Origin of the sequence: Moraxella sp. ZY200743, assembly GCF_050885545.1 — a bacterium.
GTDB lineage: Bacteria > Pseudomonadota > Gammaproteobacteria > Pseudomonadales > Moraxellaceae > Moraxella > Moraxella haemolytica.
The window spans coordinates 1,303,110-1,325,662 of sequence record NZ_CP091313.1 but is presented as its reverse complement, the minus strand read 5'-3'; the positions used below and the strand labels follow the sequence as shown (position 1 = coordinate 1,325,662).

The 22,553-nt window shown below is 42.0% G+C and carries 8 protein-coding genes, 2 tRNA genes and 1 pseudogene; 5 read left to right on the top strand and 6 right to left on the bottom strand.

The features are described from left to right. Positions 1–97: 97 nt before the first annotated feature. Positions 98–1,423 carry an MFS transporter gene (locus L3D27_RS06400; RefSeq protein ID WP_432480668.1) on the bottom strand — a complete coding sequence of 442 codons (1,326 nt, stop codon included), beginning with the start codon at positions 1,421–1,423 and terminating at the stop codon, positions 98–100. A gap of 128 nt (positions 1,424–1,551) precedes the next feature. On the opposite strand from L3D27_RS06400, the gene L3D27_RS06395 reads away from it, so the two are divergent. Both L3D27_RS06395 and L3D27_RS06390 read left to right on the top strand, forming a co-directional pair. Continuing rightward, on the top strand, positions 1,552–4,362 hold the full coding sequence (locus L3D27_RS06395) for an autotransporter assembly complex protein TamA (RefSeq protein ID WP_432480667.1): 2,811 nt from the start codon (positions 1,552–1,554) through the stop codon (positions 4,360–4,362). Between the two features lie 66 nt (positions 4,363–4,428). Continuing rightward, positions 4,429–9,498 carry a translocation/assembly module TamB domain-containing protein gene (locus tag L3D27_RS06390; protein WP_432480666.1) on the top strand — a complete coding sequence of 1,690 codons (5,070 nt, stop codon included), beginning with the start codon at positions 4,429–4,431 and terminating at the stop codon, positions 9,496–9,498. A gap of 198 nt (positions 9,499–9,696) precedes the next feature. On the opposite strand, the gene hemP is transcribed toward L3D27_RS06390, so the two are convergent. Next, positions 9,697–9,858 carry a hemin uptake protein HemP gene (hemP, locus tag L3D27_RS06385; RefSeq protein ID WP_284674596.1) on the bottom strand — a complete coding sequence of 54 codons (162 nt, stop codon included), beginning with the start codon at positions 9,856–9,858 and terminating at the stop codon, positions 9,697–9,699. A gap of 287 nt (positions 9,859–10,145) precedes the next feature. Here hemP and L3D27_RS06380 point away from each other — a divergent pair, with 287 nt between their 5' ends. After that, positions 10,146–11,195 carry an NUDIX domain-containing protein gene (locus tag L3D27_RS06380; RefSeq protein WP_432480665.1) on the top strand — a complete coding sequence of 350 codons (1,050 nt, stop codon included), beginning with the start codon at positions 10,146–10,148 and terminating at the stop codon, positions 11,193–11,195. A 111-nt stretch (positions 11,196–11,306) separates the two neighbouring features. After that, positions 11,307–12,644: a glyceraldehyde-3-phosphate dehydrogenase gene (locus L3D27_RS06375; RefSeq protein WP_432480664.1), complete on the top strand. Its 1,338-nt coding sequence runs from the start codon at positions 11,307–11,309 to the stop codon at positions 12,642–12,644. 214 nt (positions 12,645–12,858) lie between these two features. On the opposite strand, the pseudogene rimO reads toward L3D27_RS06375, so the two are convergent. From rimO to L3D27_RS06355, 4 genes and pseudogenes are all read right to left on the bottom strand, one after another. Next, positions 12,859–14,341: pseudogene (rimO, locus tag L3D27_RS06370) on the bottom strand (30S ribosomal protein S12 methylthiotransferase RimO). Positions 14,342–14,529: 188 nt separating this feature from the next. Then, positions 14,530–14,606: transfer RNA gene (locus tag L3D27_RS06365), tRNA-Asp, on the bottom strand. A 36-nt stretch (positions 14,607–14,642) separates the two neighbouring features. Continuing rightward, positions 14,643–14,718, bottom strand: a tRNA-Val gene (locus L3D27_RS06360). 390 nt (positions 14,719–15,108) lie between these two features. After that, positions 15,109–17,139, bottom strand: coding sequence for a ShlB/FhaC/HecB family hemolysin secretion/activation protein (locus tag L3D27_RS06355; RefSeq protein ID WP_432480663.1), 2,031 nt, complete (start codon positions 17,137–17,139; stop codon positions 15,109–15,111). 128 nt (positions 17,140–17,267) lie between these two features. Here L3D27_RS06355 and L3D27_RS06350 point away from each other — a divergent pair, with 128 nt between their 5' ends. Then, complete coding sequence (locus L3D27_RS06350) at positions 17,268–22,283, top strand: DUF637 domain-containing protein (RefSeq protein ID WP_432480662.1); 5,016 nt, start codon at positions 17,268–17,270, stop codon at positions 22,281–22,283. Positions 22,284–22,553 lie beyond the last annotated feature (270 nt).

The window sequence follows — 22,553 nt, the reverse complement described above, 5'->3', positions numbered from 1 at the left end:
TGATAACAGATTTATCTTAATGGGTTGATAGATTTTTTCAAGTATTTGGTCGCAAAATGTTGCGTTGTTGTAACATTAGTACTAACAATCACAAATATCACAATGTACTTGTGTTATCATCATTCATGACCATGGTGTGGCGATACTTCATGAGTTTGCGATATAAGAATATGCCAAACAAGGCGTTTAGTATCCCTGAGACAAAAAACAGCATGGGTAAACTTAACCCTAGTTGAGATAACATGATGATGGAAAAAATTGCCGAGCCAACCATAAAGATGGCATTAAAAATATTATTTGTCCCTACGATTCTTGAGCGATGGCTGATGGGGGCGTAAGCCTGCATGAATGCGTACATCGGCACGATATACACGCCACCAAAAAACCCCAAACAAAACAAATCGGCAAATACTCGCCATGCCCCTTGTACGCCAAATATTGAGCTGATGTCATGTATGCTACCACTGGATATATTGATGGCTGATAATGAAAAATACAAATCAATGGCAAATAGACTAAGTCCAATCATACCAAAGGGTAGTAGCTTTAGACTGACTTGATTTTTGGTCAAGGTTTTGCATAGCAAAGAGCCTAAAGAAACCCCAACAGAAAACAGTATTAACAGCAAAATCACCACTGATTCATCACTGTGCAAAATCATCTTGCTAAGTTCAGGCATCTGGGTTAAAAAAGTCGCTCCATAGAACCAAAACCAACTATTGCCAATAATGACAAAAAACAATAAAGGCAGTGAATATAAGTACTTGATGAGTGAAAAACTGGTGCTAAAGATATTCCAATTGATTGCTAAATCTGTGGCACGAGCAGGCGTATAAGGTAAAAATTTAGCAGAGATATATCCTAAAATAGCAACAATGAGAGTAACACCAATCAGCCATATATTGGCGTGATTTAGCTGTGTGAGTAGACCTGCTACTATCATGCCTATTAAGATGGCAAGGCTAGTACCTGTTTGGAACAATCCATTGGCTCCGACCAATTCGTTTTTGTGCATGACTTCTGATAGGTAGGCGTATTTAACTGGACCAAAAAAAGTGGATTGTGTACCCATTAAAAATAACGCCAAAAATAGCAACCAATACAGCTCAAACCAAAAACCAATCGCTGCAATCGCCATGATGATGATTTCTAGTAGCTTGATGCTTTGTGTTAGCATGGATTTTTCGTATTTGTCAGCGATTTGTCCTGCTAATGCCGAGAATAAAAAATAAGGTAGAATAAAAAGCAGTGCCGCCAAATTATTCAGTTGGCTGATTTTCATGCCCATTTTGGTCACAGCGGTATAGGTTAATATTAAAATAAGAGCCTGTTTAAAGATATTGTCATTAAATGCCCCTAAAAATTGGGTAAAAAACATTGCACTAAAATGACGACGCTTAAAAAGGGAGAGTTGTGATGCCATAAATAAAGGATTGTTAATATGAATTAGTTTGTTATAATAGCAGGTATTTTTATTTTAGTGTTTATTTTATATTATATATTTATTGTATTATCTTTTTAAAAGAATTGGTGTTTTTGGTGGGCGGTGGCATGAAAAAGCGGTTGCAGGCAGATGATAAAATAACTCAAGGCGGTCAGGGTAGATTGTTACGCACCACTCTATCTTTAGCGATGCTTGGTCTGTCGTACGAAGCGTGGGCAAGCAAGGACACCCAAGATGTGCTGCCAAACTCCACGCCCATTGCTGATATTTATGATGATAGCATATCTAAAACCTTAAAAGATGGTAAATCTTTACTGAATGAGCAAATCGAGCAGTCCGCCCAAAGCATCGCTGATATATCGTTGTATACCCCAGCCCAAATCCAAGCACGATTAGAAAATGCCGCCCAAGAAAACCCACTATTGGTGGCACAAGCAGAAGCCGATTTCATCTCACGCCTTGATGATGATAAAACACCTGTCGGTCTTGATGTGGATAGTATTACTAAGATTCCCACTCCAGATACCTTACAAACTCTTGGATTGACAACAGAAGATGGACAAAGTGTTGGCATTGACCCAAGAGCCTATATCCCACAAAGACAGCCTCAGCTTGATGACGCCATGCAAGTGGTGATAGAAGAAGATGAGATTAAACAACCTAATATTGTAAAACGACTATATAGCAGGCTGTTCAATGATGGTGTAGAGGCGGTAGTACGCCTTGATACTGAGTTTTATCATAGCCAAAATCACAGTCTGCAAACACCCATCAAGCTAAAAAAAGGCGAACTAAAACAAGAGCCGTTTGCTAACATTAAGGCCGCCCTTGAAGACATAACCGCCGAGAGCGTCAGAGATTTTAATAGTGCCTTGCCACGCCTAAGGCAGACAGTACAGTCAGCAGCAAGAGCGGTGGGCTACTATGAAGTGGATTTTGGCATCACCAAGAGAGAAGTTGGCAAAGTTGCTGTGATTATCCACGAGCTTGGTGAGCCAGTACGCATTGCATCTCAAGTATTAGAAGTGCGTGGTGAAGGAGTAAAAAACCCTGCCTATCAAAAAGCGACCGAAAAAGCCAATCTATCCTTTGATGACACCTTTCATCATGGTCATTACGAAGCGGCAAAAGGTGCTATTACCGAAGTGAGTGCTGAACAGGGTTATTTTGATGGTAGGTGGCTGAGTAACTCAGCAGATGTCATCTTGCCAGATAATCTGGCTGATGTGAACTTAATCTATGATAGTGGTGAGCAGTATGAGTTTGATGAGGTGGTGTTTTTCACTTTTGATGAAGAAACCAAGCAATTAACCACCGACCCTAGCAAACTGCCTGTCAAAGCTGAACTACTAAAAAAGCTGGTAACTTTTAAGATGGGTGATGCCTATAATCGTACAGCTGTGCGTAACTTAAGCAACAATCTGTTGGCAACTGGTTATTTTAATGCAGTGAATACTGAGCTTGTACTACCTACCGCCAATTCTGCTAGTACGGATGACGACCAAAATATCTCCCTTGAGGCTGAAAGTGGCGAAGTGGGACAAAGCGAGCTTGTGGATATGGGAGATGGCGTTGTATTAGAGGTTTCTCCAATTGAGTTTACCGCTTCACAGGTAGTTCAAGATAAGCTGGCGTTAGTTACTCAAAAGGCAGAAAGGCTATATAGTATGCCTGAGGATAGGTTATTGGTTACAGACACGCATAGGCAATCAAAAAGTATCTTGGGGCGGATTAGTGATGCGGTGAGTAGTGTGGCAAAGATGATTTTGCCTGATGAGAGTCGTGATGTGGCAGATTCTTTTCAAGGAGCAGGCATACCAACGCTTGCTCATCGAAAAACCCCACAGCAAGTACACACTGATAAAAAAGTACCACTTTATATCTTTGTGGGTAGTGATAAGCCTCGTGATGCCCAAATCGGTTTAGGTTGGGGTTCAGATGGTGGTGCTAGCTTGATTGCTAAGTTTGAGCATAATCTCATCAATAAAGATGGGTATCAAGCAGGGGCGGATGTGCGTTTATCCCAAGAGAAAAAAGGGGTTGGGCTGTATGTTACCAGACCTTTGACCCACCCATTAAACGACAAACTGCGTGCGTCACTAAGCTATAATGAAGAAGTGGTTGGTGGCAGTGTAGGGACTTTTGATTTGCGTGCTAAGACATTGCAACAGAGTATCAGTCGCAATATCATTAATGAATCAGGTTGGAATAGGAGCTACTCTCTTCGTTATCGTTTAGATGGGCTTGAGACGGGCGTGCCGATTGGTCTGTGGTCGGATTTACCGGTGAGATTTATTGATGGCAAGCCAAGACAGGAGGCATTGTTGGCAGGTTATGCCATCAATAAAAACACCTTTGACAATCCTGTCAATCCAATGCGTGGTTACAGTCAAAACTATTCGGTTGAAGTGGGTGCAAAAGGACTGGTTACAGATATAAACATGGCGATTGTGCGAGCAGGTGTGGGCGGTATTTATAGCTTTGGGGATAATGCTTATGGCAAAGACCGTGCCCATCAGCTGATTGGTAGTCTCAATGCAGGCTATCTATGGGCAAATGACTTTGAGTCTGTACCTTATAAACTTAGGTTTTTTGCGGGGGGTGATCACAGCATTCGTGGCTATAGCTACGAAAGTTTATCTCCCATCTCGGATAGGGGTTATTTGACAGGTGGTCAGGCGTTGGCAGTGGCAAGTGGTGAGTACAACTATGAAGTAATGAATGGCCTTAGGTTGGCTGCATTTGCCGATGTTGGTAATGCTTATGATAAGAATTTTAGCAATGCAACCAAGATTGGTGCTGGGGTAGGTGTGCGTTGGGCGTCTCCTGTGGGTCAGGTGCGTGTTGATGTAGCGACAGGAGTGGGTGAAAAAGGCAATCCAATTAAGCTACACTTCTTTATTGGTACGCCGTTTTAATTGAGCTGTGTGTTTTAACTTTTGTGATAGTAATATAATATTTGATAAATTTTTGATAATTTTGCCATGACTGATAATTTTTCTCATCAATCCAATAGTGATACAACAACAAATCATGCCGACGCTTTAAAATCGTCTGTGCAAAATTCTCATGGTCAAAATCCAACCGAGCAATTAGGCAGTCACCCAAATCAGCCTAATAATGGCTCAAACCATCAATCAAATAACAAGCCAAAATGGCTCATTTATCTGATTCGTGCCATTGTTACATTACTTGTTGCAATGGTATTGATGTTTGTCATCTTATTTTATGCGATGGGAACACAATCAGGCACCAAGTTTTTATTGGAAAAAATTGCCCTAGAAACTGGCACTAGCCTAAAGTATTCTGAAGGTAATCTAAGGCAGGGTGTGTGGGTGTCTGATATTGTCATTGCTCATGGCGAAGATATGCAGATTCAGATTGATCGTGCCTATGTTCAGTTAGGCTTTCGTGCGGTGTTGGCACGCCAAGTGCATTTGGTGAACAGCCAGATTGACACTTTGCAGGTTGTCAATAAACAGCCACCAACAGACGAGCCTTTTGATTATGCTACCATTGATTTGCCTGTTGCGTTAAAACTTGAAAATACTCAAGTTAAGCACATTGTTTATCATCAAGCTACCAAAGAGCCTATTTATTTACATGACATTCGCATCAATGATGGTCTGTGGACAGGCACCAAAATTAAGCTTAATGGAGCGACAATCCGCTACGATGACAGCGTAACGGTCAGTAATATTGATGGTCAAATTGAGCTGACTGGTGATTATCCACTGAATGTATCAGCAGATGTGGAAGTGCAGGCGATTAAAAACGCTTATTTTGGTGTGCTAAACACCCATGCTACAGGTACGCTAAAACGAACGGTTGGAACTTTGACCTCCAAATATCATGGTTATGATATTCAAGGGGAGTTTATTGCACAAGGTCTAGATGAGAATTCGCCATTTAGTGCTAAGATTGGCTTTGATAAAGTGGTCTTGCCTTATGCGACCGAACAAAGCATTACTTTAACAGATGGTGTCATCACCGCCGATGGGGTCATCAGCGATATTGAACTTAGAATCAATACAGACTTATCGGCTAAAGACATACCGTCTGGTCGTTATCGTGGTCGTGGTGTGGTGCGTGATGGTGGCATGGCGATTCCGTTTTTGCGTGCTGACACACCAAGTGGTGCATTGACCGCCAAAGCTGATATGTCATGGAAAGATGAGTTTGAGTTGCACGCTACTTTAACGGGTAATAACTACAAGATTCGTGAAATTATACCCAGTGAATACCAAGACTATCAAGCGTATCTGCCAAAGACCTTGACGGGTGATTTGAGCATTGATTATTTTTATTTAGATGAAGATGGCAAGACTCGTTTTGACTTTGATTTAAATCAAAAAGATGGCGAGCAGATACAAGTTTCATTAAGTCAATCTCAAGATATACCTAATGCCCCTTGGCGAATTCATGCCGACTGGCAAAACCTGATTCGCCAAGATGTGCCAAATTTAGGCAATATTCGCTCACCACAAGGCATGGCAGATATCCGTTTAGAAAAAGGGCGGGTTTTCATTGATGTACAAGGACGCATCAATGAGCTGTCTGTCGCCCCTATGGGGGATTATACGGTCAAAGCAAGGATTGATGGGGGTGAACGCATCCATTTAAGTAATTTTGTCTATGATGGAGCGATGGGCAATTTGTCAGGGGCTGGCTATGTTGAGCTTGCTAGCACCCAAAAACCACTATCATGGCAGATAGATGCCAAGACCACTGAACTGTTACCCAATGCTTATTTTGATGAGCCAAATAAAACACCACTTCAAAGCATCGTAGGTACACTAAAAGCATCAGGCAGAATGCGTCAAGATTCTAAGCGTAAAGGACTAAGCATTCATGATGTCAATATTGAGCAGTCGGATTTGACCGCCAAACTTAATGATGGGCAGATGGTTGCTATTGCAGGCTTGGGTCGTGCCAGTGTGCGTGTGTCTGATGGCGAGCTGAGTCATTTTGATGCGTTGTTTGATGGCAAAGTAAATCAGTCTTTTGTGCCGAGTATGACACAGACGACGCTTAACACGCATATCTCTGGCAACCTTAAAGCCATTGATATTCATAAACTTCACGCCAGTTCAAATGCAGGTCAGGTCAAGTTATCAGGCAAGGTCGGTTTTGATGATGGCGTCAGTTGGGATGTCTTAGCGGATTTAGATGAGCTTGATACACATCATTTCAACCAAGAAAATCTGAATGCTGTGATAACAGGTAGGTTAAATAGCACAGGACACTACAATAATGAGCAGCTGTCTAATGTGGCGGTGCGATTTGATGGTGAGGTAGGTCATGACAAGTTGCCTAAGGGTCGCTTTAATATAGATGTTGCTGGCGAGGGGCAAAAATATCATATCAATAGGCTTGCTTATCATGGGGTGGCAGGCGAGTTTGATGCCAAAGGATATTTGGATATTACGCATGGCTATTCTTGGGATATGATGGCGAATATGAACCACTTTGATCTTGGGGCATTCTTTAAAGAAGTGCCAAGTGATTTGACAGGAAGTGTGGCGGTGCGTGGGGATTGGCAGGAGCATCAGCAGACCATCTATGTTGATAAGCTAGACCTTGTGGGCATGGTACGAAATCAGCCTTTTGATGCCAAAGGATCTTTATCGGCTGAACTGTCTTTGCCTAAGGATTTAAAGGCGTATTTTGGACAACTAAAAACCCAAACCCCTAAAAATATTGATGAAATCCTAGCTCTAAGAGGGCAAATTGATAGTCGTGCTAAGATGGCACAAAATATCATCAAACGCTTAGATGCCAATCAGCTTGATGTACGCTGGGGTGAGAATGGTATTCGTCTAGATGGCGACAAATCCAACCTGACCACTACTATTTCTATCACGGATTTAAGCCAGATTTTACCAGATGTTCAAGGAGCGATTAAAGGCGGTATCATTTTGATGGATGATGGCAACTCTTTGCCAACTTTGTACATTGATGTGTCGGCAGGTGGTGTGCGTACAGCCAATGTGGTTATTCAAGAGGCAAGGGCATTGGGCAGGATTATCAATCTTGGCAGTGCCGACAGTCAGCTACTTATTGATGTTAAAGATATCATTGCAATGGGTCGTGTGGTGAAGTCTGCTCGTCTTGATTTTTATGGACAAGAACAGAATCATACGCTTGCTATTAGTACGCAATCTGCCCAAAACCAAGTGAATGCTAAAATTGAAGGCAGTCTTGATAGAGCAAGTGGTCGCTATCGTGGTGTGCTAAGTAATGGGGCATTGCATAGTAAGTTTGGCATACTGACTCAAAAACAGCCAACCGAATTTAGCTACGGCATTAATGATAAGAGTATCTCGGTGGCGGCTCATTGTTGGCAGTCAATGGGGCATAACCACGAACAACAAGGTTCGCTGTGCTTGCAAGATACGCTTCACTATACTCAGACGGCAGGCAGTGTTAATTTGGTGGTGCAAAATCTCAATACTTCGGTATTTTCAGCGGTGCTACCTAGCGACATTCATTGGCAATCGGTATTAAGCGGTAAAATACAAGCAGACTGGCAGCAGGGCGATAAGCCAAGCGTTAATGCTGTTTTGTATTCGGACAATGGGCGTGTGGGACTTGACCAAGATGGTGCTTATGTTGAGATGCCTTATGAGCGAGTATCTGTCATTGCCCAAAGTGTTGCTGATGGGTTAAAGCTGCGTGCTGATGTGGCAGGGGTGGTAGCTCGTGGTTATGCTGATGTGATTGTTGATCCTTATGGTGAGAATAAGCCCATCTCTGGAGCATTGCTTATTAATGACATCAATCTTGCGGTGTTGCGTCCATTCTTTCCGAATATTCAGCGTCTGTCTGGCATTGCCAACATTGGTGGTGGTCTGGGTGGTACGCTTACACAACCACTGTTTTATGGTAATGCTCATCTGTCTGATGCGAATTTGGCGTTGGTCGGTGTACCGCTTAGCCTATCTAGCATAAATGCCAATATGCAGGTGCGTGGCACGAATGCACAGCTGTTGGGTGAGTTTATGGCAGGCTCAGGCAAAGGCGAACTAAAGGGTGAGTTGGACTGGTCAAAGACCTTGCAAGCTCATATGAGAGTACGAGGCGAGAATCTTGAACTCAATCAACCACCCCTTTTGACCGCCAAAGCGACACCAGATATTGAAATCATCGCTCGACCTTCTGAAAGATATGTCCAGATTCAAGGTGTGGTATCTGTACCATCTGCCATCATCAGACCGCCAGAGTCAACCGCCAGTATCGTGAGTGAATCGAGTGATGTTACTGTGCTTGACCGCCGTGCGACAGGTGATATTGAGCAGGTATTAGCCGTTGTTGAGCCTTGGGATATCAATGCTGACATCGGCTTGGATTTGGGAGATGATGTGGTATTTCGTGGCTTGGGAGCAAAACTTCCTTTAGCGGGGGCGTTGCATCTTACTCAGTCAGGACAGGGGCGAATGCGTGCCAAAGGTGTTATTCAGGTATCTGAGCGTACAAAGATTGATGGCATTGGGCAAAATCTTGAACTTAACTATGCTCAGGTTCGCTTTAACGGAGATGTGCTAAACCCACGCCTATCTATTGAAGGTGAAAAACAAATTGAAGGTCAGACGGTGGGTGTGCGTGTTAAAGGCACAATCAGCAGTCCTGAAATCACGGTATTTAATGACGCAGGTCTGACCGAACAGCAGGCAATGAATGCTTTGGTAACAGGGCGTATCACAGAATCGGCAGACAGCCAAATCTCCGAACAAGGTTTTCGCTCAAAAGTAACCAACAGTCTAGCGGCGGCCGGTTTAAGCTTAGGGCTGACTGGCACAAGAAATATCACCAATCAAATCGGTCAAGCATTTGGACTTGAGAGCTTAACCATTGATGCGTCAGGTAGCTCAAATGACACCATCGTGAGTGTAACCGGTCATCTTAGCCCTGATTTGTATATTCGCTATGGCGTGGGTCTGTTTAATGCCGAGTCTGAGTTGTCCATGCGATATCAGCTGACCCGTCGTATTTATATTGAGGCGGTCAGTGCTGCACAAAACACGGTTGATGTGATTTATCGATGGAAGTTTTAAGCATGGCTAAAATGGGTCTTAAGAATGATTGACATGCCTTAAACATAAATAAAAAATCAATAACACCGCCATATGAAGCGGTGTTATTGATTTGGAGAAAACTGACAATAACCATAAATTAAATTTTGCTTGAGTGGCTGAATAATATGTGTCTTATATGTGTTTTGCCACCCAAAAACTTATGGTGTCTTTTATTGCTTATTTGGTTAAAATCAGGCGATTGTTGCGAGTTAAGCGTAAGCGGTATTCTTCGCCTTGATGTTCAATACGCACTTCTTTGGTCATTGCAAATAAATTTTGTGAGTGCAGGGTTGGTAGGCGAGTGGTTTCACGATTGCTAAAATAGCGAGCGATTGTCATAGTCATGGCGATATTCCTTTTGTTGGTGGGTTGCGGGTTTTTTCCCGAGCCACTTTTGGCTTAAACTTTGAACAAAAAAAGCACAAATTTACTAAAGATTAAATGTATTAACTGTGCTAATTAAAATGATAATTTTTATAAGTTGATTTTAACTTACACCTGCTAAATATTTTTAAATAGCAATAATTATCATTTGTTGTTATCATAGCAAAAATTTCTAAGATTGCAAATATTAATTGCAAATATTAAGAATTTTTATCAAATTTCAGATAAACGGTATATAAAAAATGACAAACGGTAGCATTCAACCAGCTTTAGTAGAAAATGCCAACAAACCAACCATTGAAGTGGCGATAGCGGTTTTACAATACAACGCAGGTGAGGGTAAAAAGTATTTACTTGCTACTCGCCATGCCCATCAACATCAAGGTGGAAAACTGGAATTTGTTGGGGGTAAGATTGAGATTGGCGAGACGGCAATGACGGCATTGGTTCGTGAGGTTCAAGAGGAGATAGGGCTTGACATCACAGATAATCTCATCACTAAGATGGGTAGGATTTATCATGATTATGCCAGCAGGAGTGTGTGCCTGCATGTATATTTGGTAAAAATGACCAAAAGTCAATACGATGTATGTCGTCATCAATCAGTGGGCTTAGATGGACAACAATTGGGTTTTTATGATGAAGGTTTTGTTCTTAGTCAGTCAAAGAGATTTCCTGATGCTAATAGAGCGATTTTGATGTGGTTGACCTTACCGGAGGTGCTTATCGTTAGTCATGCTTTGACATATTTTAAGCAGTCTAATAATAAGACCGACTGGTTGGATTGTTATAAAACTTTGCCTAAAAACAGCACGCTGGTTGTGCGTAGTCAGGCTGGTGTACAGATTGATGATGAGCTGATTGATGTTTTAAAATCAGTACGGAAAGATTTACGCTTTGTTGTGCCATTTGGTACATCACATGGTATGGGTGGCACTACAGTCTTGGCACATAGATTGACCCAAGAGCAGTTGATGAACCTTGATTTGTTTTACTCATCAACATTAGATTTGCCTAATGCTCCCATCATCGCAAGCTGTCATGACAAGCAAAGCCTGCAAAAAGCCAATGCATTGGCACGAGTTCATCCTGTGCTAGCGGTGTTGTTGTCGCCTGTTAAGCCAACCCAAAGCCATCCAAACGAGCCTGCCTTAGGGTGGGGGGATTTTTGGGCATTGGCAGAGTTATCTGATGTGCCTGTGATTGCCTTAGGTGGGTTATTACCCGATGATTTAGGTGATGCGTGGGCCAGTGGTGCGGTGGCAGTGGCAGGCATTCGTGGATTTATTTAAAAAATACACCTATTTTTGCAATAAATAATTCTAGACAATCAGGGTGTTTTATTTTAAAATTCATCTATTTGTTATTGTCTATATTCCATTCGTTTATTAAAGGAAACCATCATGAGCATCTATCAAGATCATCTTGCTAAGCGTCAAGCGGACGAATCATCAGCGGTTGAGCTGATTGTTGCACTTGCTAAATTGACCAATAAAAATGTCAGCGTATTGTTTTTTGGTGAGTGTTTGTCGCTGTCGGTGGCAGATATTCTGACCAAGCATACTAACGCAGGTTTAAAGGTGGCTGACACTTTGGCGTTGGCTCAAAGCCTAGATGTCTCAAATACTACTATTGATCTAGGACAAGCCATCAAGGCAGGTAAAACAGCGGACGACTTTGTAAGTGGTCAAGAAGTGCCAGCAACAGATGTAGTGCTATATGGCTTTGGTCGTATTGGTCGCATTCTAGCCCGCTTGTTAATGAGCCGTCCTGCTTCTGATAAAGGATTGCAGTTAAAAGCCATCGTAGTGCGTCCTGCTGGCGAAGGCGACCTTGCTAAGCGTGGCTCGCTTCTTGAGCGTGATAGTGTGCATGGTTGGTTTGATGGGTCTGTTGAGATTGATACTGCTAACGGTGGCATCATTGTGGGTGGTCGCTTTATTAAAGTTATCTACGCATCTGACCCAAGCGAAGTGGATTACACTGCACATGGTATCAATAATGCCATCGTTATTGACAACACAGGCAAATGGAAAGATGAAGCAGGTCTAGGTAAACACCTAGCAAGTAAGGGCGTAAAAAAAGTACTATTAACCGCTCCTGCTAAAGGCGAGATTAAGAATGTGGTCTATGGTGTAAACCACGATACCATCGGTTCTGATTCTATCGTATCAGCAGCAAGTTGCACCACCAACGCCATCACACCAACCTTAAAAGTATTGCATGATCATTATGGTATCGTCAATGGTCATATGGAAACTGTCCATGCGTTTACTAACGACCAAAATCTAGTGGATAACCATCATAAAGCTGACCGCCGTGGTCGTGCTGCACCACTTAATATGGTGATGACCTCAACAGGTGCGGCTTCTGCAGTATCCAAAGCCATTCCAGAGCTTAAGGGTAAACTGACTGGCAATGCCATTCGTGTACCAACGCCTAATGTATCTTTGGCGATTTTAAATCTCAACTTTGAAAAAGCGGTGGGTTCTGCTGATGAGCTTAATGCTTTCATCAAAGACAAGTCGCAAAGCCAACAGTGGCAAGAACAAATTGATTATTCAGACAGTAGCGAAGCGGTTTCTACTGATTTTGTTGGTTCTAAAAAAGTTGCAATCTTTGATGCTAAAGCAACCATCGCCACCGATAACCGTGCCACCCTTTATGTGTGGTATGATAATGAGATGGGTTATAGTACTCAGGTCATTCGTGTGGCAGAGGTTATGGCAAACAACGGCTAACCTTGCCAACCAAGACAATAAAAAAACACTCAAAAAATTTTGGGTGTTTTTTTATTATTTAAAGCAGATGTAAAGTATCTATCAAAGAACCTTAACAATCTATAGGTAGTGTTTAAGCCATGATTTTTGATGAATTTTTGTGATTAAACCCTTATGGGCTTATTTAGGTATATCAATACGCCGCACACTTCAACAATAAGCCAGTCATCATAAGTTAGTGATAACTTGCAAACAGATCGTACTCACTGGCTTCATCAATGACAACACGAAGCCATTGACCGATTTTTACGCTATGGTCAATGTTATCCACATAGACATGGCCATCAATCTCTGGTGCGTCAGCATGACTACGACAAATGGCGATATTCTCTTTGGTATCAATGTCATCGACCAGTACAACCATGCTTTTACCAACCTTTTCTTGTAGCTTTTCAGCACTGATGGTCTGAGCAACTGTCATCAATCGCTCGTAGCGGTCTTGTTTTATGTGTTCTGGTATGGGATTGGGTAAAGTGTTAGCAACAGCACCTTCAACTTCGGAGTAAGTAAAGCAACCAACTCGGTCAAGGCGAGCTTGTTTGAGCCAATCTAGTAGATATTCAAAATCTTCTTCGGTCTCACCAGGAAAGCCTACCACAAAACTCGAACGAATGGTAATATCTGGGCAGATTTCTCGCCATTTAGCGATGCGTTCTAGTACATTCTCACTGTGAGCAGGGCGTTTCATTGCTTTTAGAACAGATGGCGAAGCGTGTTGGAAAGGAATATCTAGGTAGGGGAGTAGTCCACCCATGTCATCACTTGCTGTCATGCTATCTGCCATAATTTGTACCACATCATCAACATGCGGATAAGGATAAACATAATGTAGCCGCACCCAAATGTCGAGTTTGGCTAAGGCTTGGCACATATCAAAGAATTTACTCCGAATGGGCTCGCCTTGCCAAAAGCTCATTTTGTATTTTAAATCCACGCCATAAGCAGAGGTGTCTTGGCTGATAATGAGTAGCTCTTTTACGCCTGCTTTTTTTAGGGCGTGTGCCTCCTTTAGAACATCGTCTATCGTGCGAGATACCAAATCTCCACGCAATGACGGAATGATACAAAAGGTACAGCGATGATTGCAGCCTTCACTGATTTTTAAATAGGCATAATGAGCGGGTGTCAACTTGATGCCAGCTTCGTTGATTAGGTCAATTTTTGGGTCGTAGGATTTGTTCTTAATGGGTTTTGGCACATGATGAGTAACAGCCTGAACGACCTCTTGATAGGCATGAGCACCTGTTACTGCTAGTACAGCAGGGTGCATGGTGCGAATTTTTTCGGCGTCTTTGCCGACAGCCTGTAACAATAACTTTGCCGTTTTGGGTGATTGCCTCACCGATGGCATCAAGGCTTTCTTGAACAGCACTTTCAATGAATCCGCAAGTATTCACTACCACTAAATCAGCACCATCATAATCTTTGGCAACTTGATATCCTTCACGACTAAGCTCGGTAATAATGCGTTCGCTATCAACCAAAGCTTTGGGGCAACCCAATGAGACAAAGCCAATCTTGGGGGCTGATGTATTGATATCGCCATGAGTAAATTGTTGGCTTTCGGCAATATTGCGGTTTTGATTATGATTGGCTTTATGGTGGTAGCCAGTCTCAGTAGGGTTTGGCTGATTGGGATTAAAAGTCTGAACGGTCATTGTGTGTCTGAGGTTCTCTAAAATGGCTGTCTATAAAGATGGCGGACGCATCTGATGCGTTATAAGGCGTCATTATAGCATAATATTGGTGGTGTCATCTTGTCTTATGAGCTAAAAATCCATCAAATTTTAATGAAACACCATCAATAAAAAACTCCAAATCTAATGATTTGGAGTTTTATTAAAAATGGCGCAACGGACGGGACTCGAACCCGCGACCCCCGGCGTGACAGGCCGGTATTCTAACCAACTGAACTACCGCTGCTAAGGTCTATTATCTTTTTTACCATAAAAGATTAAATGGTGGGCGGTAACGGATTCGAACCGCTGACCCTCTGCTTGTAAGGCAGACGCTCTACCAACTGAGCTAACCGCCCAAACTGAACTGACCAAATAATTTTTATTTTGTATGTCGTTCGTTGTGATGCGTATTATATAGATTTTTTGGAAAGTGTCAAATGATTTTTTATAAAAATTTAAAATATTTTGTAAGATACTGATTTTTCTAATAAAAATTATTAAGCTATGGGTGTTTTTAAATGTATTGACTAATCTATCACACTTGAGATTTTTGCCATGAAGCCACAACTAACCACAAAACAATACGGGCAACTGCTTAAATGTTGATTTGTTGTATTATTACAATTATTGCTGTTCAATCTTTGATTGTCGTTTGTATCATTATTCATGGTGCCGCATTTAGTCTTTTATTCTTTAGGTCTGTGATAAGGTGGTGCATTTTAAGTTATAATCTTTGTTGGCAATGATTAAAAATCAAAACCTGCACTTATTCCAATAATTGTTTCTTTCTTCATAAAAGTGGGTACTTTAAGGCCTTTGCCAACAAAGATGTCTAGATGTGCTGTGAGGGGCTGGTTGTTTAAGCTAAGGTTTGACAAGGGATTGCTTAGAGTATCCTGTTTTTCTTGATCGACTTGTGTTGGTTTGCTTTGAAAGTGGTATCTCATGCCGATAGCACCGGCTAGAATATAGCGTTGGTTCTTGATGGTATTTTGTCCATAAACATATCCTTGATCAATGCTTGCGTATAGCTCTGCACTGTGTAATTGCTTACTCAAGTGGTGCGTGGTTTTTTGTGATGGCAGTTGCCAAGTAAGTTCTTGAGATAAGCTAAAACCATGTTCTCCTGATAAATAATTCCCCTCTTTAATGCCTTTAATGCTGTTTCTACCACCTAAATAGAACAAGTTGGATGGTGTAGGTGGTTGCTTGGCATATTGTGCTTGTATTTTGGTAATATAGGATAGTGAGATGGGTGTGTAAGTAGTTTGTTGGTCTGAGTTTTGGTTTGTATTTAGGAGTTGTCTGTTGCTATTTGAGTTAATTGTAAACGGCTTGTGAAAGCTGGTGTATAGTGACCAGATGGGTGCTCTAGAATATCCTTCGCTGGGCAGCTGCTGACCAAAAGCGTTATAGATACGCTCTTCGGGAGCAGGCTTTGCTTTTAGTGCTCCAGTGCCTTGCTGATAATCTAGATTTGCGTAAAGATACCCACCGTGACGGAAATAATGCTGATGGGTAATGCCGAGATTGTAGCCTGTGGTGCGACGATTCTGAACTTCAATATTGACATCATCAATATAATTATTGCTTTGTTTATGATTGGCTTTAATATAGCCTTCGGTTTTTTGAGTGCCACTACGATACAGTAAACGAAACAATCCAAGAGTGTTGGTTTGACTGGTACCGTGATAAGTCAAGGGTGCATTCAATCCTTCAATAAATTGTTTATATTGATGATAACTGTGTGTGATGGAGAATTTGAAAGGACCGTAAGTGGTGGATGACGATACATGGTAATTAATCTGCCTATCTTTGTTGACCTGTACACCAAGATTATTTTGGGTGAGGTCTATAAGGCGTATCAGTGGATAATTGGCAGAAAAATTCCATTCATCGTTCATGTGGAATAAATTATTAGCACGAACATTGGCAGCAATCATATATTTGCCATAATCTTTGGATAAGCTATTATCAATATTAATGCCGAACACTGCACTTTGACTGCGATTCATATTAATGACAAGATCACTAAACCCAAGAGTATTCTTTGAAACTAAGCTTGGGTTGTCAATGTCGCTATTACCTAAACCCGAACTGCTTGGTATAATTTGCACTGTCGCGGTCGGATCAATGCGTTTTAGAGTGTCTAACCCATGTTCTAAATCTGCTAAACGAAAAGCTTGGTTGGGTTTGGTAGAAATAGCACTGTGAATATAAAAGGGTGTTTTTATTGAATGAGTTAACACAACATCTCGCACTTTGCCCAGATTGACTGTTAGGATGAGTTTCTTTGTGAGCAAATCTTGCTCGCCAACACTAATATTACTGGTCAAATAACCACGCTTGAGTAATTCGTTATGTGCAATGTCAACAATAATGGATAGGTTGTGATTGTTGATGCAACGACCAATAGCGTAGGTTGGTTTTTTCCAATCCAGTAAGGGTGACAATAGGGTGGATAAATCATTGTATGCCAACCCAGAGCCATCAATTACAAAATCAATCTCATCAACCATAAAACATGAATCATCGCCATTGGGGTTTTGCCAATCTGGATGGGTAATATCGGTTTGTTTATCCTGACTGTCATTTGCATTAATGCTGGTGGGGATTTGTAGGTTCTGTTGTGCCAAATGTGCTAATGCTGCCTGACGCCGATCATCAGTGAGTGTGAAGATGCCTGATTTGATAACAGGAGTCTGTGCCCAGATGATATTGAATTGTGTTGCATGGATTGCTGTAAAAATGGTAAGTGCAAGGCTGGTTAATCGCATGGGTTGTTAATGCTCAGTTTGTTTAAGATGATACTAAATAGTTATAATAACATAAAATCAATTTGCAATCTTACAGTAGTTTGTCTATACTTTACAAAAAACACTTACAATCTACAAATGGATTTTGTATGCCATCTTCTGCCAAATTCTTTACCCACTCATCGCTATACACAAGCATCTTAATTGCTCTATCAGTAAGCAATGTGGCAGTTGCCAACATCACCACAGACCCCAAAGCCCCCACCACACAAAAACCCATCATTGCAGTTGCTAAAAACACCAATCAACAAAACATACCGGTTATCCAAATCCAAACCCCTAATCATGGTATTTCTCATAATAAATACACACAGTTTGATGTCAGCACATCAGGGGCTATTTTGAATAACTCAAGACACACGACCCATACTCAGCTAGCAGGTGTGGTGAATGCCAATCCTTTTTTGCGACAAGGCGAGGCTCATACTATCATCAATGAAGTGCGTAGCAATAAACCCAGTCAATTAAGTGGGGTGATTGAGGTTGCAGGACAAAAAGCCAATCTTGTCATTGCCAATCCCTCGGGCATCAATGTTGCTGGTTCTGGCTTTATCAATGTTCATAAAGCTACTCTCTCGACAGGACGCATACAAAGCAAGCAAGGGCAAATCACTCATGCCATCACCGAAGGGGTAATCCAAATACAAACTCCTAAGGGTGTCAGCCATACTGATGTTGGCTTAGGTGGTGCCAATAAAAATGCCGATCTGGTCAATCTATATAGTAAAACTGCCAGCATCAATGCGCAACTTCAAGCAAAGCACGCCATCACCATCGTAACAGGAGCCAACCAGATCTCTGATACAGGACAAATCACACCCATTAATGACGATAAAAGTGTAGTTAAGACCAAAACGCCCGCCACCATTGCCATCGATGTCAAAGCCTTAGGTGGTATGTCTGCAGGCAGCATCACTCTGATTGGCACAGATCAAGGTTTTGGTGTCAATCAAGCCGGTCGTCTAAATGCCAACAATCACATCATCATTACCGCTGATGGTAAAATCACTCACACAGGTCACAGTCGTGCTAATCAGGGAGTAGAGCTGGATGCCAAACAAATCAGCATTGACCGAGGATTCATTGACACCAACGGCAGTCTTTTACTCACCGCCAAACAAAAGCTTGCGACTGATGGTAGTACCCTAACGGCTAGCAGAAACATTCAAGCGGTGGTTACTGGCGATGGGACAACCCATCAACAATCATCAGCTGTATTTAAAAACACCACATTGACCGCCACAAACATCACCACCGCCAATCTTGCTGGCATCTTAACGCATCAAGACACCACCTTAAACGCCACAGGCAACATCAGTAGTTTTGCCCAGCATGATCAACGCTTAGACAATACCACAATGACGAGTGGTCAAAACAGCCAAATCCAAACCAATCATGACCTATCCATCAGCAACACTAGTATCAACACCAAACAACATATGGCGATTTATGCCAAAGGCAATCAAACAACCAACAACAGTTTATTAAATGCCAAAGGAGTGTTCAGTAATATCACTGATGGTCGTCATGCCATCAGTGGTGATGTCAGCCATACTGGCGGTGCGGTATTATTGCATAGCGATGACTTGGTTGTTCAAGATGATGGTCAATTAACCACTCGTGCCATAGGCAATACTTTGCTAGCGGACAATGACAGCATTAAGCGGCTTAATGGAGATTTATCCATCCAAACCAATCGGACACTCAATATCTCACCACAACATCACAGTATTCAAGCTGTAGGGGATTTGTCTTTAAGAGCTGTTGCAGGAGATCTTCATCTGCAGGGGCAAGGCGGCAATCTGGGCAGTGGGTCGCAGCAAACACTTCGTTTGGATGCTACTTTGGGAGGTATTGAGCTTCAAGGTCAAAACATCCACCTGCAAGGCAGCAATCTTCATGCCAATCAAGACATTGGTTTATATGCCACCCAAGGTCATATTGTTATTGATGGCGTTAAAAACACCCTAAGTAATCAACAAGCAGCTTATGCCTTAGATTATGCTAAAAAACAGCTTGATGATACCAAGGCTAAGCTTGATGCCTTAAAAAAGCAGCCTAAATACATCGCTTATCATCAAGAAAAAGCCAGATTGGAGAACTTGAATGTACGGTATGAACAAGCAAAAATACCACCTGCTTTGCTTGATGAACCAGAACAGACCGTGACACTCCTAATGCCATCTCCACCCCGATTCGTATTATCATCAAACCCTCATCTCGTCGCTCCGATGATGGTCTATGACCCACCAGAGCGTGTCGTCATGCGTATACCAAACCCCAACAGACGCTCTAGACGATCTACCCCCGTCCTTGACCCAGAGTTACTAGATTTTGATCCAAAAAAAGCGTTCCAGCAGCTACGCCAAAACCACAAAGAGGTGATCGAACAAGAAGCGAGCTTCACCAACCAGCAAGAACGCCTGGCATCTCGTGTGAGTTTCTTAACTCAAGCCGTCTTTGGTTATGAGCACAGCACCGCTTCACTCAATAGCAAGACAGGCGACATCACTTTGGCGGCCTCTTCGGATATCTTATTAAGTGGTGCTAGTCTTGATGCCAAAGCAGGTGATATCCATCTGTCTGCTCAAGGCATGATGCCAAATGCTTATACCAAAACTAAGTCAGACACCACCCAAACTCTAAACGGCAGTATTGTCTTAGATGGATTGCAAAATTACTATGAGAGAGGGCGTGAGAATAGCGATCATCATCGCATTCTTGCGTTTAGTACACCGACCAAGCTTAGTGCTGGTAAAAACATACACTTACATGCTACCCACCAAAGTCCTAACACCCACCTTGTCATTCAAGGCGGTCAGCTACAAGCAGCACAAGACATCAACATCAATGCCAACCATGCTGTGTTATTAGATGCTGGTTTGGACTATGAATATGGCTATGACAAAAACACTCACCGACATGGTAAATGGTATAAGCGTAAATACACCACCACCATCTCAAGCAATGAATGGAAAGATGTCGCCCCTACCACACTCACCGCCTACCACATTCGTCTAAAGACGCATGGATCAAACCGTAAAAACAACCTTGCCTTGTATGGCACTAAGATGCACACCACAGGTGGAGACATCTCATTATGGTCATCAGGCAACATCGCTTTATACGCTGTGGACAGCACACACAGCAACGAATACAACAGTCATACCAAAAAAAGGTTTTTAGGTATTCGTTATAATGACACACACAAGCAAGGCAAAAAATACCTAAAGACCGCATTGCCTGCCACATTAACTGCCAATTACATCGGCAGTCATTCACAAGGCGACACCACTCTTGAAGGAACGCAGTTTAATTACTTATCAGGGGCAAGTATTACCGCAAACGGTCGCCTGTCACTGTTGTCTGCTACCAGTGAGTTGCAAGAACGCCACCAAAAAGACAGCAACTGGGTGCTTTGGCAACGCACCACCGACCAAGGTCAAATCAAAGAAAGTGCAATCTTACCAAGCTTCACTGGCATCACCAAGCCTGTGCTTGATGCTAAAGGCGGTATCCATGTACAAATCCCCACCACAGAACAAGATGCTCAACAACACACCCTAAAAGCACAAATTCTACAGCTTGCCACAGAGCCTCAATACAGCTATCTGACAGACTTAGTCCACCGAGAAGACATCAATTGGCAACAAATCATTCTTACCCAAGAAGACTGGGACTATAAGCAACAAGGACTCACACCAGCAGGGGCGGCGATTGTTACCATCGCCCTTAGTGCAGCAACAGGGGATTTTAGTGGCAGCATCGCCACTGCTGCAACAACCGCCTTTCAAAGCCAAACCATCGGTGCCATGGCAAGTGCCGCTTTTAATACCCTAACCACCAAAGCCACCATCAGTCTAATTAATAACCAAGGCAACATCAAAGCCACTTTAAAAGAGCTTGGTTCTAAAGACAGCGTCAAGCAGCTCGCCTTCGCCTTAGCCAGTGCTGGCATGAGTCATAAGATTGACAAAGCTCTAAAGATAAAAAATACAGACATCACACAAACCACCCTTAATCAAAGAACCATCAAAGCCATCGCTGATGGCACAAGCAAAAGCCTATTAGAATCTGCCATCTATGGCACAAGCCTTGAAGAGAGTCTAAAAAACAACCTAAGAGCACAGCTGACCACAGTTGCCACCCAAGAAGTCTTTAAAGGTCCTGTCAAAGACTTAGACGGCGACACCTTAAGTGAAAACCTCTCCCACAAACTTGCCGCCGCCCTCACAGGCTGCCTATCCGCTAAAGCCTCTGGTAATGATTGCAATGCAGGTATGATTGGTGCTACCATAGCAGAAACATGGGCAGACTACCAAGTCGATGACCCAAGCACCCTAACCCAAACCCAAAAAAACACCCTCATCCACCAAGCCAAACTGTTAGCCGCCATCACCGCCGCCTATGCCGAAGAAGATGTCAACACAGCAGCAAGTATGGCAGAGGAGGCGGTGAGGTGGAATGGGACTTATATTGATAAAAATAACGAAGTTAAAAAAGTTATTTTAAATGGTGATAAAGGAATTTATAAATGTAATTTTCAAAATGATAAATGCATCGATCCCCCAATAAAGATTGGAGAATCCATGTTTGAAGATGCTTTTATTAGCCCTGATACTGGTAATGCTGTTGGTAGAATTTATATTGGGGAGAATATAGATGAATACATTTATGATTTGAATAGTCAAGCCTGGCTCTCTGGTTTTTATGGTAAAGAGCTTTATGCTTATAATAGCCTACCTGGAAATAAATATGATATTAAATCAAATTATCCAGGACATAAAGGCAAGTCTTATCATGCATTTCTATTTACAGGCAAATATATTACTTTAAGGGAAGGGGGTAATATATTGGCTGGAATGAATGCAGCAATCCTAGGCGTGCCATTTGATGAATTTCAAAAAGCTAGCGGTGCTTTGCATGCTGGTGGTAAACTGGGTCTTATCCGACATAAAACAACTGGTTATGTTTATGGAGCATACCCCAGATACGGAGAAATAGATTATCAATATCTAAGAAGTAAATATGGTTACCAGTTGGGTATAAAAAGAATAGAATGTAATATAAATAATTCCAATTCTTTGGGATGTGAAAATAAATAGCTAAACGGTTTAAAGAAAGTGTTCATTACTAAATATATATTAAATTTTTATCTAAAACTAATTTTTTTTATTTTAATATCTGTGCTTTTTTTATATGTATTTATAGCAAAAGAAACAGCTTATTATTACTGTGACGAAGTTTGTATAACAATAATACAGCATCACAAAGGCAGAGATACTTTTTTTAGAGTTTATGATGGCATTATAATTAGTAGGAATGCATATTTAATTATTCCTTATGCTGAATACCCTCTTGAAACATACATATAT